Raw genomic sequence first — 13,702 nt, 5'->3', positions numbered from 1 at the left:
GGCCGGCCGCGCCGTCAGCCGACGGTGACGACCGGCGCGCCGGAGGGCGCGCCGTCGTCGACCTGCTCACCGGCCAGCCGCAGCGCCTCCTCGATGAGGGTCTCGACGATCTGCGACTCGGGGACGGTCTTGACGACCTCGCCCCGGACGAAGATCTGCCCCTTGCCGTTGCCGGAGGCCACCCCGAGGTCGGCCTCGCGGGCCTCGCCGGGGCCGTTGACGACGCAGCCCATGACGGCGACGCGCAGCGGCACCTGCAGGCCGTCGAGCCCGGCGGTGACCTCGTCGGCGAGCTTGTAGACGTCGACCTGGGCGCGGCCGCACGACGGGCAGCTGACGATCTCCAGGCCGCGCTGGCGCAGGTTCAGCGACTCCAGGATCTGGGTGCCGACCTTGACCTCCTCGACCGGCGGGGCCGAGAGGGAGACCCGGATGGTGTCGCCGATGCCCTTGCTGAGCAGCGCGCCGAAGGCGACGGCCGACTTGATCGTGCCCTGGAACGCCGGCCCGGCCTCGGTGACGCCGAGGTGCAGCGGGTAGTCGCACTGCGCGGCCAGCAGCTCGTAGGCGCGGACCATCACGACCGGGTCGTTGTGCTTGACCGAGATCTTGATGTCGCGGAAGTCGTGCTCCTCGAACAGCGAGCACTCCCACAGCGCGGACTCGACCAGCGCCTCCGGGGTGGCCTTGCCGTACTTGGCCAGCAGCCGCTTGTCCAGGGAGCCGGCGTTGACGCCGATCCGGATCGGGATGCCGGCGTCCTTGGCCGCCTTCGCGATGTCGCCGACCCGGTCGTCGAACTTCTTGATGTTGCCCGGGTTCACGCGCACCGCGGCGCAGCCGGCATCGATGGCGGCGAACACGTAGCGCGGCTGGAAGTGGATGTCGGCGATCACCGGGATCTGCGACTTCGCGGCGATCGCGGGCAGCGCCTCCGCGTCGTCGGTGTCGGGCACGGCGACCCGCACGATCTGGCAGCCGGCCGCGGTCAGCTCGGCGATCTGCTGCAGCGTGGCGTTGACGTCGGCGGTCTTCGTCGTCGTCATCGACTGCACGCTGACCGGCGAGTCGCTGCCCACCCCGACACCGCCCACCGACAGCTGCCGGGTCTTCCGGCGGGGGGCGAGCACGGGCGGGGGCGCTGCGGGCATGCCGAGACCGACGGGGATCGCCATGGCTCCCAGTATCCCTCGCAGGGCAGCCGGTGCTCCGGAGACGGCTGTGACGTGCGTCGACCGGTGGACCGGCGCCGCTACTGCAGCGTGATGGGGTTGACGATGTCGGCCACGAGCAGCAGGCCGGACAGCGCGATGAACAGCCCCGCGACCACGTAGGCCACCGGCATCAGCCTCGCGATGTCGAACGGGCCGGGGTCGGGCCGGCCGCGCCAGCGGGCCACCGTGGACCGGGCCTTCTCGTACAGCGCGCCGGCGACGTGCCCGCCGTCCAGCGGGTACATCGGCAGCAGGTTGAACAGGAACAGCACCAGGTTGACGCTGGCCAGGAGGCTGAGGAAGAAGCTGATCTTCTCGGCGGTGCTGAAGTCCTGGATGGCGAAGACCTCACCGGAGATCCGGCCCACGCCGACCACGCCGATCGGGCCGTTCTCGTCGCGCTCCTCGCCGAGGAACGCGGCGCGGAACAGCTGCGGGATGCGCTCGGGGATCTCGACCAGCCGCTCGACCGAGGCGGCCACCACGGTGCCGAAGTAGGAGGGCAGCTCGGTCACCGACTGGCGGGCGAAGCCGGGGACGGGGCTGATGCCCAGGTAGCCGGCGGTCATCGTGCCGTCGCCGTCGTCGTTGACGACCGTGTTCTCGATCGGGGTGACGGTGAGGTCGCGCCGCTCGCCGTCCCGCTCGATGGTGAGGGTGAGCTCCTCGCCGGGCGAGGTGCGGATGGCCTGCTGGACCGTCGTCCAGCTGTCGTGGGCGGTCGGGTCGACGCTCTGCCCGTCGACGGCGACGATCGTGTCGCCCGGCTGCAGCCCGGCGCGGGCGGCGGGGCTGGCGACGGGCAGCGCGCAGTTCGGGGTGCCCTCCTCGCAGACCTCGCCGGCGTTCGCGCCGCTGGTCACGATCGGGATGTCGCAGACGTCGCTGTCGTCGGCCGCGGCCCGGTCGATGCTCTGCGCGTCCGCGGGGACGACGCAGGCCGGCACCGAGCGCACCTGGGTGGTGATGACGCTGGTGCCGACCGCGGTCAGCGTGATCGCGAAGAACAGCACCGCGAGCACCAGGTTGTGCAGCGGGCCGGCCGACATCACGACGACCCGCTGCCACCACGGCTTGGCGTAGAACACCCGGCCCTCGTCGCCGGGGCGGACGTCGTTGAGCGCCTGGCCGCGCACCTCGGCGATGAACGAGCGCATCCGGGTGGCGCGCTTGCTCTCGCCCTCCTCGGCCGGCGGGATCATGCCGACGATGCGGATGTAGCCGCCCATCGGGATCGCCTTGATGCCGTACTCGGTCTCCCCGCGCCGGCGGGACCAGACGGTCGGGCCGAAGCCCACCATGAACTGCGGCACCCGCATGCCGAACTTCCGGGCCCAGAAGAAGTGGCCGAACTCGTGGAAGCCGATGGAGAACAGCAACCCGATCGCGAACGCGACGATCCCGAGGACCGTCAGGAGGATCCCGGTCAGTGCAGGCCCCCTTCGTGGGCGGAGACGAAGGCGCGGGCGTGCTGCCGGGCCCACCGCTCGGCGGCCAGGACGTCGTCCACGCAGGTGGGGGCGCCGAGGTCCGGAGCGTCGTCGAGGGTACGCGCGACGAGGTCGACGATGCCCCGGAACGGCAGCCGACCCGCGAGGAACGCCGCCACGGCCTCCTCGTTGGCCGCGTTGAACATCGCCGGCACCACGCCGCCGGCCTCTCCCGCGGCGCGGGCGAGCCCCACGGCGGGGAACGCCTCGCCGTCCAGCGGCGCGAACTCCCAGGAGCTGGCGGTGGACCAGTCCAGCGCCGGCTGCACGTGCGGCAGCCGGTCGGGCCAGGCCAGGGCCAGCGCGATGGGCAGCCGCATGTCCGGCGGGCTGGCCTGGGCGATGGTCGCGCCGTCGGCGAACGTGACCATCGAGTGCACGATCGACTGGGGGTGGACCACCACGTCGATGTCGGCGTAGGGGACGCCGAACAGCAGGTGCGCCTCGATCAGCTCCAGCCCCTTGTTCACCAGCGTGGCCGAGTTGATCGTGACGACGGGGCCCATGTCCCAGGTGGGGTGGGCCAGCGCCTGCTCGACGGTGACGTCGGCGAGCTCGGCGGCGCTGCGGCCGCGGAACGGGCCCCCGCTGGCGGTGAGCACCAGCCGGGCCACCTCGCTCGCGTTCCCGCCGCGCAGGCACTGCGCCAGCGCGGAGTGCTCGGAGTCGACCGGCACGAGCTGGCCGGGGGCGGCCGCGGCAGTGACCAGGTCGCCGCCGGCGACCAGCGACTCCTTGTTGGCCAGGGCGACGGTGCGGCCCGCCGCGAGCGCGGACAGGGTCGGGCCGAGCCCGATCGACCCGGTGATGCCGTTGAGGACGACGTCGGCCGGCCGGGCCGCGAGCTCCTCGGCCGCGCGGGGCCCGGCGAGGATCTCCGGCAGCGCGAACTCGCCGGCCGACCAGCCGCGCGCGGACGCGGCCGCGTAGAACGCCAGCTGCAGGTCCTGCGCCGCGGTGGCCCGGGCGACGGCGACCGTGCGCACGCCGAGGGCCAGCGCCTGCTCGGCCAGCTCGGCGACGTTGCCGCCGCCGGCCGCCAGCCCGGTGATGCGCAGCCGGTCGGGGTTCTGCTCGGCGACGGCGATCGCCTGCCGGCCGATCGACCCGGTCGAGCCGAGCACGGTGACCTCACGCATGCCCGCCATCCTCCCCGACGACGCGCCCTCCCTCGTGCGGTCCCGCCGCGCGGGGGCTGGCAGGATGGGGACCGTGAGTGAGCAGACCCACCGGGACCGGATCACGACCGACCACCCCGACACCTCGCGGGTGAACCAGCCCGGTCGCGAGGAAGGGGTCGTCCGGCACGACGCCCACCCGGTCGAGCACGAGCGCCCGGAGGACTGGGGGTGGCACGGCGAGACCGGCCGCGCCGGCCGCGTCGGCGCGTGGATCTCGGTGCTGGTCGTGCTCGCCTACCTCTTCGGCAACCACGAGGGCCGCGTCGAGGACCTGTGGGTCGTCAGCGTCGCGCTGGTGATGGTGCTGGTCCTGCTGTTCGACATGCGGCGCCGGAAGAACGCCTGGCGCGCGAAGTGAGCTGAGCCCCGAACGCGACGAGGCCCGCCCCCGACCTGGGGCGGGCCTCGTCGCGTTCGGGGCCGGCGGCCGGATCAGGTGGCGGTGACGCCGATCGCGAGGCCGATGAGGTAGGTGGCGCCGCTGGCGAGGGCGCCGAACAGCAGCTGCCGGCCCCCGGCGAACCACCACGGCCGGGGCGTGAACCGCGACGACAGCGCGCCGGCGACGGCCAGGCCGACGCCGCCGCACAGCAGCGCCACCCACAGCAGCGAGGAGCCGAGCAGGTAGGGCACCAGGGGCACGACCGCGCCGACGCCGAAGGTGACGAACGACGACAGCGCCGCCGTCCGCGGGGAGGGCTCGTCGTCCACGGTGACGCCCAGCTCGGCCACCACGTGCAGCCGCAGCGCCGTCTCCGGGTCGCGGGAGAGCTGGGCGGCCACCTGCTGCGCCAGGTCCTCCTCCACGCCGCGGATACGCAGCTGGTGGACGAGCTCGGCCAGTTCCCCGCGGGGGTTGCGCTGCAGCTCCCGGCGCTCCTTGGCGACCTCGAGGTCGAGCTGCTCGTTCTGCGTCTTGACCGACGTGTACTCGCCCAGGGCCATCGAGATCGCGCCCGCGACCAGGCTGGCGATGCCGGCCAGCACGATCGCCCGCGGGGCCGCTCCCCCGCCGCCGACACCGGCGACCAGGGCGGTGTTGGTCACCAGGCCGTCCATCGCGCCGAACACGGCGGGGCGCAGCCACCCACCGGAGACGTCGGCGTGGGTGTGCCCGTGGGACTCCGGGGCCGGCGCCTCGGAGGTGCTCACTCGTCGCTCTCTGCGCCCAGCTCGACCGGGGGCTCCACCGGGGCGGCCGGCACGGTCGCCACGGCCGGGACGCCGCCGTCGGCGAGGTCGGCCGCGGCGAGCTGGCCGCACGCGCCGTCGATGTCCTGGCCGCGGGTGTCGCGCACCGTCGTCGGCACGCCGGCGGCACGCAGCCGGGCGACGAACTCCCGCTGCGCCGGCGGCGGGCTGGCGTCCCAGGGGCTGCCGGGCGTCGGGTTGAGCGGGATGAGGTTGACGTGCGCCCGCCGCCGGGCCAGCAGCCGGCCGAGCAGGTCGGCGCGCTCGGGCTGGTCGTTCACGTCGCGGATCAGCGCGTACTCGATCGAGTAGCGGCGGCCGGTGCGCTCGGCGTAGTCGTCGGCGGCGGCGACGACCTCGGCCACCTTCCAGCGGGTGTTGATCGGCACCAGGGTGTCGCGCAGCTCGTCGTCGGGGGCGTGCAGGCTCACCGCGAGGGTGACCTGCAGCCCCTCCTCGGTGAGTTTCCGGATCCCGGGGACGACGCCCACGGTGGAGACGGTGATCGAGCGCTGCGACAGGCCCAGCCCGTGCGGCGCCGGCGTGTGCAGCGCCTGCAGCGTGCGGCGCACCCGGGCGTAGTTGGCCAGCGGCTCGCCCATCCCCATGAAGACGACGTTGGACAGCCGGCCCGGACCGCCGGGCAGCTCGCCGTCGGCCATCGCCCGCGCGGCGGCCACCGCCTGGCCGATGATCTCCGCCGCCGACAGGTTGCGGGTGAGCCCGCCCTGGCCGGTGGCGCAGAACGGGCAGGCCATGCCGCAGCCGGCCTGGCTGGAGATGCAGACGGTCGCGCGGTCGGGGTAGCGCATGAGGACGCTCTCGACCAGCGCCCCGTCGTGCAGCCGCCACAGCGTCTTGCGGGTGCGCCCGCCGTCGGCGGCGAGGTGCCGGACCGGGGTCAGCAGGCCGGGCAGCAGGGCGTCGGCCAGCGCCCCGCGGGCGGCGGCGGGGACGTCGGTCATCTGCGCCGGGTCCGTGGTGCCCCGGAAGAAGTGCCGGGACAGCTGGTCGGCGCGGAAGGCCGGCTGGCCGAGCTCCGCCACGGCGGCGCGCGCCTCCTCGCGGGTCAGGTCGGCGAGGTGGCGCGGCGGCTTGCCCCGGCGGGGGGCGTCGAAGACCAGAGGCAGGGCAGTCATGTCGCCGTCCATGGTCCCACCCCCGCTCCCCCGGCGTGCCCGGCCGCGGGTGACCTCCCTCGCTCGGGGGCGCTAGCCGACGGGCGGCGTCGTCGTGCCCGGGATCGTCACCGGGACCGTGACCGTGACCGTGGGCGTGGCCGTCGCCTCCCCGTCGGCCGGCGGCGTCGCCGGGCCGTCGGTCGGCGCCGGGCCGTCGGTCGGCGCCGGGCCGTCGGTCGGCGTCGGGACCTCGGGAGGCGTGGGGTCCCCGGTCGGGGTGGGCGCGCCCGTGGGCTCCGGCACGTCGGGGGGCGGGGTGGTGGGCACCGGCTCGGACGCGGGGCCCTCCGTCGGCGCGACGGGGGTGGCCTCCGGGCTGCGGGGGTCCGTCGCCGGTGGGACGGGGCCCGGGGCGGCGTCCGGCGCCGGGGCCGCCGCCGGCGGCACGGGCGCGGCCGACCCGGCCGGCAGGGCGCCGGGGAGCACGGCGGTTCCCGGCGACGCGGCGGCCGCGGCGGCGGACCCGGCCGGGGGCGCCACCGCCGCCGGGACCGCGGCAGGCGGGTCCGGGACGGGGGTGGTCGGCGCGGTCACCGTGCGGCCCCCAGCGGCGGAGGGGCGGGCCACCGCACCCGCGCGGGGGTGCTCGGAGGTCTCCACCGCCGCGGACTGCCGGTCCGCGGCCGGGACCGTGCCCGACGACGTGGCCAGGAGGACGGCGCCCGCGATGCCCCCGGCGACCAGCAGGCCGGCGGCCCCGGCGAGGCCGGCGCGGCGCCGCGGGCGCACCCGGGGACGGACGACGACCAGCGGCGCCGGGGCGACCGCCGTGGGCAGGGGTGCGGGGGCCGGCTCGGCGGGGTCGTCCGCTTCGACGTCGTCCTCCACGGCCTGGTCCTCCGCGACCTCGTCCTCCGCGACCTCGCCCCCGGCGACCACGTCCACGGCGACCTCGCCCTCCGCGACCTCGCCCTCCGCGACCTCGCCCTCCGCGACCTCGCCCCCGGCGACCTCGCCCTCCGCGACCTCGCCCTCCGCGACCACGTCCCCGGCGACCACGTCCTCGGTGACCTCGGCGTCCGCCGTTCCCGCGTCGGACCGGGCCTCGGGGCCGGTCCCGGGGTCGCCCGTCCCGTCGGCCGGGGGCACGCCGTCCTCCGGCGCGCCCTCGTCGACGTCCTCGTCGACCTGCTCGCCGACGTCCTCGCCGACGTCCTCGACGTCGGTCACCCAGTCGGGCAGCCAGGCGTCGTCCCAGTCCTCCGGGGTCGGCGTCGCGCGGTCCTGCTCTGTCGTCTCCGGGCCCTCAGTCGACACTCGATGTGATCCCTCACTTACAGACTGCAGTCGAATCATGGTGCCGGACGCGGGCCGCCACGGGCCGGAGGCGCGACGGTCGGCCGTCGGCGAGACCCGCTAGCGTCGCTGCGGTGAGCGAGGCCGAGAGCGAACTCGCCCTGCCGGACGACGTCGGGGTGGGGCCCTGGGACGGCCCGTGGCCGGAGGACCCGCGGTACGACCCGGAGCTGCTCGCGCACGGCGACCGGCGCAACGTCGTCGACCGCTACCGCTACTGGACGGTCGAGGCGATCGTCGCGGACCTCGACCCCCGCCGGCACCCCTTCCACGTGGCGATCGAGAACTGGAAGCACGACCTCAACATCGGGACGGTGGTGCGCACGGCGAACGCGTTCCTCGCCGCCGGCGTGCACGTGGTGGGACGGCGGCGCTGGAACCGGCGCGGCGCCATGGTCACCGACCGCTACCTGCACGTGCGGCACTCCCCCGACGTCGCCGCGCTGGCCGCCTGGGCCCGCAGCGAGGGGCTGCCGCTGCTGGCCGTCGACAACCTGCCCGGGGCCCGCCCGCTGGAGACCGAACCCCTCCCCCGCGCCTGCGTGCTGCTGTTCGGGCAGGAGGGCACCGGCCTGAGCGACGCCGCCCGGGAGCTGGCCGACGGCGTCCTGTCGATCGCCCAGTACGGCTCGACGCGGTCGATCAACGCCGGCGTCGCGGCGGGGATCGCGATGCACGCCTGGATCCGGCAGCACGGGGCCGCGCCGCCGCCGGGATGACACGCGCGGGCGCAGCCGCGAGGCTGCCCGCATGAGCCGCCTCGCCGACGTCGACCTGTCGCTGCAGCTGTCCAAGAAGGAGGGCAAGGACCAGCTCAGGGCCGCCCAACGGCGCCTGGTGCACCTGCGGCTGCTGCTCGGCGGGCAGCTGGGCTCCGGCGAGCTCGGCCCGCCGCTGTGCGTGCTGTTCGAGGGCTGGGACGCCTCCGGCAAGGGCGGGGCCATCAAGCGACTGGTCGAGGAGCTGGACCCGCGGCACGTGCGGGTCGCCCAGTTCGCCGCCCCGACCCACGACGAGAAGCGGCACCACTTCCTCTGGCGGTTCTGGCCGGTGCTGCCGGGCTGGGGCGGGATGGCCGTGCTGGACCGCACCTGGTACGGCCGGGTGCTCGTCGAGCGGGTGGAGGGCTTCGCGCCGGAGGCGGCCTGGCAGCGGGCCTACCAGGAGATCTCGGACCTGGAGACGACCCTGGCCGCCGAGGGGATGATCATCGTCAAGTTCTGGGTGCACGTCTCCCCGGAGGAGCAGCTGCGCCGGTTCGAGTCCCGCCGCGACGACCCGCTGCGCGCCTGGAAGCTGACCGACGAGGACTGGCGCAACCGCGACAAGCGCGGCGCGTACGAGGCCGCGGTCGAGGAGATGCTGCACCGCACCGACACCCCCGTCGCGCCCTGGCACGTGGTCGCCGGCGACGACAAGCGGTGGGCCCGGGTCTGCGTCGTGCGGACGGTGTGCGAGGCCGTCGAGGCGGCGCTGCGCGCCCGCGGCGTGGACCCGGACGCGGCGTGACGGTGCTGCTGCACCTCATCGAGCCGGCGGCCTGGCGGGCGGCGCTGGACGGGGGCGCCGTCCGGCCGCCCTCCCTGGCCGAGGCGGGGTTCGTGCACCTGTCCACGCCCGAGCAGGTGCACCTGCCGGCCGAGCGGCTGTTCCCCGGCCGCCGGGACCTCGCGCTGCTCGTGGTCGACCCGGCCCGGCTGACCGACCCGGTCCGGTTCGAGCCGGGGGTGCACGGCGACCCGGCGGCGATGCGCTTCCCGCACCTGTACGGCCCGCTGCCGGCCTCCGCCGTGGTCGCCGTCGTCCCGTACCGCCCGCCCGGCCTGCCGGCCCTGCCCGCCCCGGACGACGCGCTCGGCCGGGCGCTGGCGCTGTTCTCGTCGGTGCGGGTGCGGCGGGTCGCCGAGGTGCGGGACGTGCCCGGGGGCGTCGCCGTCCTGGATCCCGCGTACCGCCACTCGCGGGACGACAACCGCCTGCTGCTGTCCGAGCCCGTCGACGCCGGGACGATCGAGCGCACCGCCACGGCGGTCGGCCGCGAGGCCGGCCTGGCGCACCGCGCCGCCGGCCTGTCCTGGCCTGGCGCCGGCACCGCGGCGCGGGAGCTGGCCGCCCGCGGGTGGGACGCCGACGAGCTGGTGGTGATGGCCCGCGCCCCGGAGCCGCCGCTGCCCGGGCCGCGGGCGCAGCGGGTCGCCGAGCAGGAGGTGCACGACCTGTGGCGGCGGTCCTGGGAGCGGGAGCTGCCCGACCGGCCCGACCGCGACGAGGTGGTCGACCAGCTCGTCGGCCGCGAGCACCGCAACGACCGGGCGGTGGCCGTGACCCACCTCGCCGTCCTGGAGGCCGGGCGGCCGGTCGCCACCGCGCAGCTGCGGGTGGACGGCGCCACCGCCGCGGTCGAGTCGGTGCTCACCGACGCCGCGGCGCGCGGCCGCGGGCACGGCGACGCGGTGCTGGCCGCGGCGATGGACGAGGCGGCGGCGGCCGGGTGCGACCTGGTGGTGCTCGAGGCCGACGCCGCCGACTGGCCGCGCGCCTGGTACGCCCGGCGCGGGTTCACCGAGGTGGGCTCGGTGTGGGAGGTGGGCTCGCGGCTGGACGGCTAGGCGGGCACGACCCAGGTCAGCAGCAGCCAGGCCACCGCCGCCGAGGGCAGCAGCGAGTCCATCCGGTCCATCAGCCCGCCGTGGCCGGGCAGCAGGTCGCCCATGTCCTTGATGCCCAGGTCCCGCTTGATCAGCGACTCCCCCAGGTCGCCCAGGGTGGCGCTGGCCGCGAGGGCCGCGCCGAACAGGACGCCGCCCCACCACGGCCCGTCGAGCGCCAGGGTGATGATCGGCGTGGCGACGGCGACGCAGGCCAGCACCGACCCGGCCATGCCCTCCCAGGACTTCTTCGGGCTGACCGTCGGGGCCATCGGGTGCCGGCCGAACAGGACGCCGGCGGCGTAGCCGCCGACGTCGTTGCCGACGACCGTGGCGATGAAGACCAGCACCCGGGCGACGCCGTCGTCCGGCACGAGCAGCAGCACGGCGAACCCGGCCAGCAGCGGCACGTACAGGGCCACCAGCACCCCGGCCGCCGCGTCCCGGAGGTAGCCCTCCGGTCCGTCGCCGAGCCGCCACAGCAGGACCGCGAGGACGGTGAGCAGGAAGGCGACGACCAGGCCGTCGGCCCCACGCGTCCAGGCCAGCGCGATCATCGCGACCGCGCCGACCAGCACCGGGACGACCGGCGGCTCGGCGCGCCCGGCCCGCAGGGCGCGGCTCAGCTCGACGACCGACACCAGCACCGCGGCGCCGAGGACCAGCAGGAAGGCGGGCCGGTAGACCAGCAGCGAGGCCAGGATGACCGCGCCCAGGCCCAGCCCGACGCCGATGGCGGCGACGAGGTTGCGGCCGGCGCGGCTCGCCTTCGGCGGCGGCGCGGCCACCGCCGTCTCCCGGGTGGCCGGCTCGGCGGCCGGCGCGGCGGCCGGCGCGGCGGGCGACCCGGCGGGCGACCCGGCGGGGACGCCGGCCGGGCCCGGCCCGGTCGCGGGCGCGTCGTCCCGCGGGGTCTCCGTCGGCAGCTCAGCCGGCGGCGGCACCGTCCGGGTGGCGGGCACGGTGAGCTCCGCCGTCGGCGGACCGGCCGGCGGGGGCTGCACCGGCGGCCCGGGCCGGCGGACCACCGGCAGCGGGCCGGTGTCGGACTCGCGTCTCATGGTCGCGGGAGGGAGGGAGCTCAGACCTCGAGGAGCTCGGTCTCCTTGTTCTTGACCGCCTCGTCGACGTGGTGCACGTGCTGGGCGGTGAGGTCGTCGAGCTCCTTCTCCGCGCGGCGCACGTCGTCCTCGCCCGCCTCGCCGTCCTTGGCGATGCGGTCGAGCTCCTCCTTGCTGCGCCGGCGGATGTTGCGGATGGCGACCTTGGCGTCCTCGCCCTTGGACCGGGCCATCTTCACCAGGTCGCGGCGGCGCTCCTCGGTCAGCTGAGGGAACACCACGCGGATGATCTGGCCGTCGTTGGTCGGGTTGACGCCCAGGTCGCTGTCGCGGATGGCCTTCTCGATGGCCCCGAGCTGGCCGTTGTCGTAGGGCTTGATGACCGCCATCCGCGCCTCGGGCACGGTGATGGAGGACATCTGCGGCACCGGGGTGGGCGCGCCGTAGTAGTCGACCAGGATCTTGTTGAACATGGACGGCGCGGCCCGGCCGGTGCGCACGGAGCCGAGGTCCTCACGAGCGACCGACAGGGCCTTGTCCATCCGCTCCTCGGCGTCGAGCAGGGTGTCGTCGATCACGGTCTGTCCCTCCTGCGGGCGGCGCCCGTCGGGGGCCGCCTCTCCTCTGTGCTCCGGTCTGCCGTCAGCGCGCGGTCACGCCGCGGTGCTGATCAGCGTGCCGATCCTCTCACCTGCGACCGCCCGCGCGATGTTCCCGTCCTGCAGCAGGTTGAACACGACGATCGGCATCCGGTTCTCCATGGACAGGCTGATCGCGGTGGCGTCGGCGACCTTGAGCTCGTCGGCGAGGACGGTGGCGTAGTCCAGGTCGGTGTACATCGTCGCGGCGGGGTTGAGCCGCGGGTCGTCGTCGTAGACGCCGTCAACGCCGTTCTTGGCCATGAGCAGCACCTGGCAGCCGATCTCCAGCGCCCGCTGGGCGGCCACGGTGTCGGTGGAGAAGTAGGGCATGCCCGCGCCGGCGCCGAAGATGACCAGCCGCCCCTTCTCCAGGTGCCGCACGGCCTTGCGCGGGATGTAGGGCTCGGCGACCTGGCCCATGGTGATCGCCGTCTGCACCCGGGTCTCCAGGCCGACCTGCTCGCAGAACGCCTGCAGCGCCAGGCAGTTCATCACCGTGCCGAGCATGCCCATGTAGTCGGCGTGCCGGCGGTCCATCCCGGCCTGGGAGAGCTCGGCGCCGCGGAAGAAGTTGCCCCCGCCGACGACGACGGCGACCTGCGTGCCGCCGTGCACGACCTCGGCGAGCTGCGCGGCGATGCTGGCCACGATGCCGGAGTCGACGCCGACCTTGCCGCCGCCGAAGGCCTCACCGGACAGCTTCAGCAGCACCCGCTGGTAGCCGCCGCCGTCGGCGGGTCGGAAGGCGCTCGGGGCGGACACGGTGTCGGTCAACAGCTCATCCCTCGCTCGACTGCGGTTCGGATCGATCCTGCCTCATGCGCCCGGCCCCGACAGCCGGGGCCGGACACGCCACCGGCCCCGCCCCCAACGGAGGGGACGGCGAAAGGACCCCGCCACCCCCCACGCCTCGCGAGCTCGGCGCGGGCCCCTGTGGCGGGGCCGATGGGGGTGACGGGGTCCTGGTGGGGCGCTGTTCTACGCCTGGCCGACCTCGAAGCGGGCGAAGCGCTCCACGGTCAGCCCGGCCTCGTCGAGGATCTGCTTGACGGTGCGCTTGGGCTCCGTGATCGACGGCTGCTCGAGCAGGACGAAGTCCTTGTAGTAGGCGTTCACGCGCCCCTCGACGATCTTGGTGATCGCCTGCTCGGGCTTGCCCTCCTCCTTCGCCGTCTGCTCGGCGACCCGGCGCTCGGTCTCGACGGCCTCGGCCGGGACCTCGTCGCGGGTGAGGTAGCGCGGACGGGCGGCCGCGATGTGCATCGCCAGGCTGCGCGCCGCCTCCTCGGAGCCGCCGCTGTACTGCACGGCGACACCGATGCCCGGGGGCAGGTCGGTGGCCCGCTTGTGCAGGTAGGTGGCGGTGGTGCCCTCGAACACGGCGAAGCGGGAGAGGACCAGCTTCTCGCCGATGCGCGCCGACTCGGCCTCGATCAGCGAGGCGACCGTCTGGCCGTCGACCTCGGTGGCCAGCAGGGCCTCGACGTCGGCCGGCTTCTCGGCCAGGACGATGTCGAGCAGGCGCTCGCCGAGCTTGACGAAGTCGGCGTTCTTGGCGACGAAGTCGGTCTCGCAGTCGATCTCGAGCAGGGCGCCGTCCTTGCTGACGACGATGCCGTTGGTCGTCGAGCGCTCGAGGCGCTTGCCGACGTCCTTGGCGCCCTTGATGCGCAGCAGCTCGACGGCCTTGTCGTAGTCGCCGTCGGCCTCGGTGAGCGCCTTCTTGCAGTCCATCATGCCGGCGCCGGTGGCGTCGCGGAGACGCTTGACGTCGGCTGCGGTGAAGTCAGCCATGTCTC

14 protein-coding genes are annotated in these 13,702 nt (G+C 75.2%); 4 read left to right on the top strand and 10 right to left on the bottom strand.

Features of this window, described 5'->3' with window-relative positions:
- Positions 1 to 14 precede the first annotated feature (14 nt).
- The 3 genes from ispG to dxr all read right to left on the bottom strand — a co-directional run bounded on the left by ispG (position 15) and on the right by dxr (position 3,843).
- Positions 15 to 1,175 carry a flavodoxin-dependent (E)-4-hydroxy-3-methylbut-2-enyl-diphosphate synthase gene (gene ispG / locus ACI79F_RS01085; protein WP_456543642.1) on the bottom strand — a complete coding sequence of 387 codons (1,161 nt, stop codon included), beginning with the start codon at positions 1,173 to 1,175 and terminating at the stop codon, positions 15 to 17.
- Positions 1,176 to 1,252: 77 nt separating this feature from the next.
- Entirely contained in the window at positions 1,253 to 2,614 is a 1,362-nt protein-coding gene (locus ACI79F_RS01080; RefSeq protein ID WP_456578863.1) for a M50 family metallopeptidase, read from the bottom strand.
- A gap of 26 nt (positions 2,615 to 2,640) precedes the next feature.
- Positions 2,641 to 3,843, bottom strand: a complete 1,203-nt coding sequence (gene dxr / locus ACI79F_RS01075) for a 1-deoxy-D-xylulose-5-phosphate reductoisomerase (RefSeq protein WP_456543644.1) — start codon at positions 3,841 to 3,843, stop codon at positions 2,641 to 2,643.
- Positions 3,844 to 3,916: 73 nt separating this feature from the next.
- Here dxr and ACI79F_RS01070 point away from each other — a divergent pair, with 73 nt between their 5' ends.
- Positions 3,917 to 4,243, top strand: coding sequence for a DUF2631 domain-containing protein (locus ACI79F_RS01070; RefSeq protein ID WP_456578858.1), 327 nt, complete (start codon positions 3,917 to 3,919; stop codon positions 4,241 to 4,243).
- Positions 4,244 to 4,317: 74 nt separating this feature from the next.
- Here the strand turns inward: ACI79F_RS01070 and ACI79F_RS01065 are convergent, their stop codons facing one another.
- The 3 genes from ACI79F_RS01065 to ACI79F_RS01055 form a co-directional block, all read right to left on the bottom strand.
- Positions 4,318 to 5,037, bottom strand: a complete 720-nt coding sequence (locus ACI79F_RS01065; protein WP_456543646.1) for a VIT1/CCC1 transporter family protein — start codon at positions 5,035 to 5,037, stop codon at positions 4,318 to 4,320.
- Entirely contained in the window at positions 5,034 to 6,215 is a 1,182-nt protein-coding gene (rlmN, locus tag ACI79F_RS01060; protein ID WP_456543647.1) for a 23S rRNA (adenine(2503)-C(2))-methyltransferase RlmN, read from the bottom strand. The genes ACI79F_RS01065 and rlmN overlap by 4 nt, the downstream gene beginning before the upstream one ends.
- Before the next feature lie 72 nt (positions 6,216 to 6,287).
- On the bottom strand, positions 6,288 to 7,514 hold the full coding sequence (locus ACI79F_RS01055) for a hypothetical protein (protein ID WP_456543648.1): 1,227 nt from the start codon (positions 7,512 to 7,514) through the stop codon (positions 6,288 to 6,290).
- Between the two features lie 113 nt (positions 7,515 to 7,627).
- Here ACI79F_RS01055 and ACI79F_RS01050 point away from each other — a divergent pair, with 113 nt between their 5' ends.
- From ACI79F_RS01050 to ACI79F_RS01040, 3 genes are read left to right on the top strand one after another with little or no spacing between them, the layout of a single operon-like run.
- Positions 7,628 to 8,272, top strand: coding sequence for a TrmH family RNA methyltransferase (locus ACI79F_RS01050; protein ID WP_456543649.1), 645 nt, complete (start codon positions 7,628 to 7,630; stop codon positions 8,270 to 8,272).
- Between the two features lie 31 nt (positions 8,273 to 8,303).
- A complete protein-coding gene (locus ACI79F_RS01045) occupies positions 8,304 to 9,062 on the top strand; it encodes a polyphosphate kinase 2 family protein (RefSeq protein ID WP_456543650.1) in 759 nt (252 codons plus the stop codon).
- Complete coding sequence (locus ACI79F_RS01040) at positions 9,059 to 10,162, top strand: GNAT family N-acetyltransferase (protein ID WP_456543651.1); 1,104 nt, start codon at positions 9,059 to 9,061, stop codon at positions 10,160 to 10,162. Before ACI79F_RS01045 ends, ACI79F_RS01040 begins: the two co-directional genes overlap by 4 nt.
- On the opposite strand, the gene ACI79F_RS01035 is transcribed toward ACI79F_RS01040, so the two are convergent.
- The 4 genes from ACI79F_RS01035 to tsf all read right to left on the bottom strand — a co-directional run bounded on the left by ACI79F_RS01035 (position 10,159) and on the right by tsf (position 13,697).
- Positions 10,159 to 11,262, bottom strand: a complete 1,104-nt coding sequence (locus ACI79F_RS01035; protein ID WP_456543652.1) for a phosphatidate cytidylyltransferase — start codon at positions 11,260 to 11,262, stop codon at positions 10,159 to 10,161. The genes ACI79F_RS01040 and ACI79F_RS01035 overlap by 4 nt on opposite strands.
- 20 nt (positions 11,263 to 11,282) lie before the next feature.
- The gene (gene frr / locus ACI79F_RS01030; protein ID WP_456543653.1) at positions 11,283 to 11,840 is read right to left on the bottom strand and encodes a ribosome recycling factor; all 558 of its coding nucleotides are present in this window, start codon (positions 11,838 to 11,840) and stop codon (positions 11,283 to 11,285) included.
- 75 nt (positions 11,841 to 11,915) lie between these two features.
- Positions 11,916 to 12,677 carry a UMP kinase gene (gene pyrH, locus ACI79F_RS01025; RefSeq protein WP_456543654.1) on the bottom strand — a complete coding sequence of 254 codons (762 nt, stop codon included), beginning with the start codon at positions 12,675 to 12,677 and terminating at the stop codon, positions 11,916 to 11,918.
- 204 nt (positions 12,678 to 12,881) lie between these two features.
- Positions 12,882 to 13,697, bottom strand: coding sequence for a translation elongation factor Ts (gene tsf, locus ACI79F_RS01020; RefSeq protein ID WP_456543655.1), 816 nt, complete (start codon positions 13,695 to 13,697; stop codon positions 12,882 to 12,884).
- Between the last annotated feature and the right edge of the window lie 5 nt (positions 13,698 to 13,702).

The sequence above is a fragment of the Blastococcus sp. SYSU D00868 genome (assembly GCF_054050575.1).
The sequence above is the reverse complement of the archived record's forward strand: the minus strand, read 5'-3'. Positions and strand labels throughout refer to the sequence as shown.

Coding starts and splice junctions, on each gene's coding strand:
- ispG (WP_456543642.1), bottom strand. CDS start 1,175: ATGGCGATCCCCGTCGGTCTCGGCATGCCCGCAGCGCCCCCGCCCGTG.
- dxr (WP_456543644.1), bottom strand. CDS start 3,843: ATGCGTGAGGTCACCGTGCTCGGCTCGACCGGGTCGATCGGCCGGCAG.
- rlmN (WP_456543647.1), bottom strand. CDS start 6,215: ATGACTGCCCTGCCTCTGGTCTTCGACGCCCCCCGCCGGGGCAAGCCG.
- ACI79F_RS01045 (WP_456543650.1), top strand. CDS start 8,304: ATGAGCCGCCTCGCCGACGTCGACCTGTCGCTGCAGCTGTCCAAGAAG.
- ACI79F_RS01035 (WP_456543652.1), bottom strand. CDS start 11,262: ATGAGACGCGAGTCCGACACCGGCCCGCTGCCGGTGGTCCGCCGGCCC.
- tsf (WP_456543655.1), bottom strand. CDS start 13,697: ATGGCTGACTTCACCGCAGCCGACGTCAAGCGTCTCCGCGACGCCACC.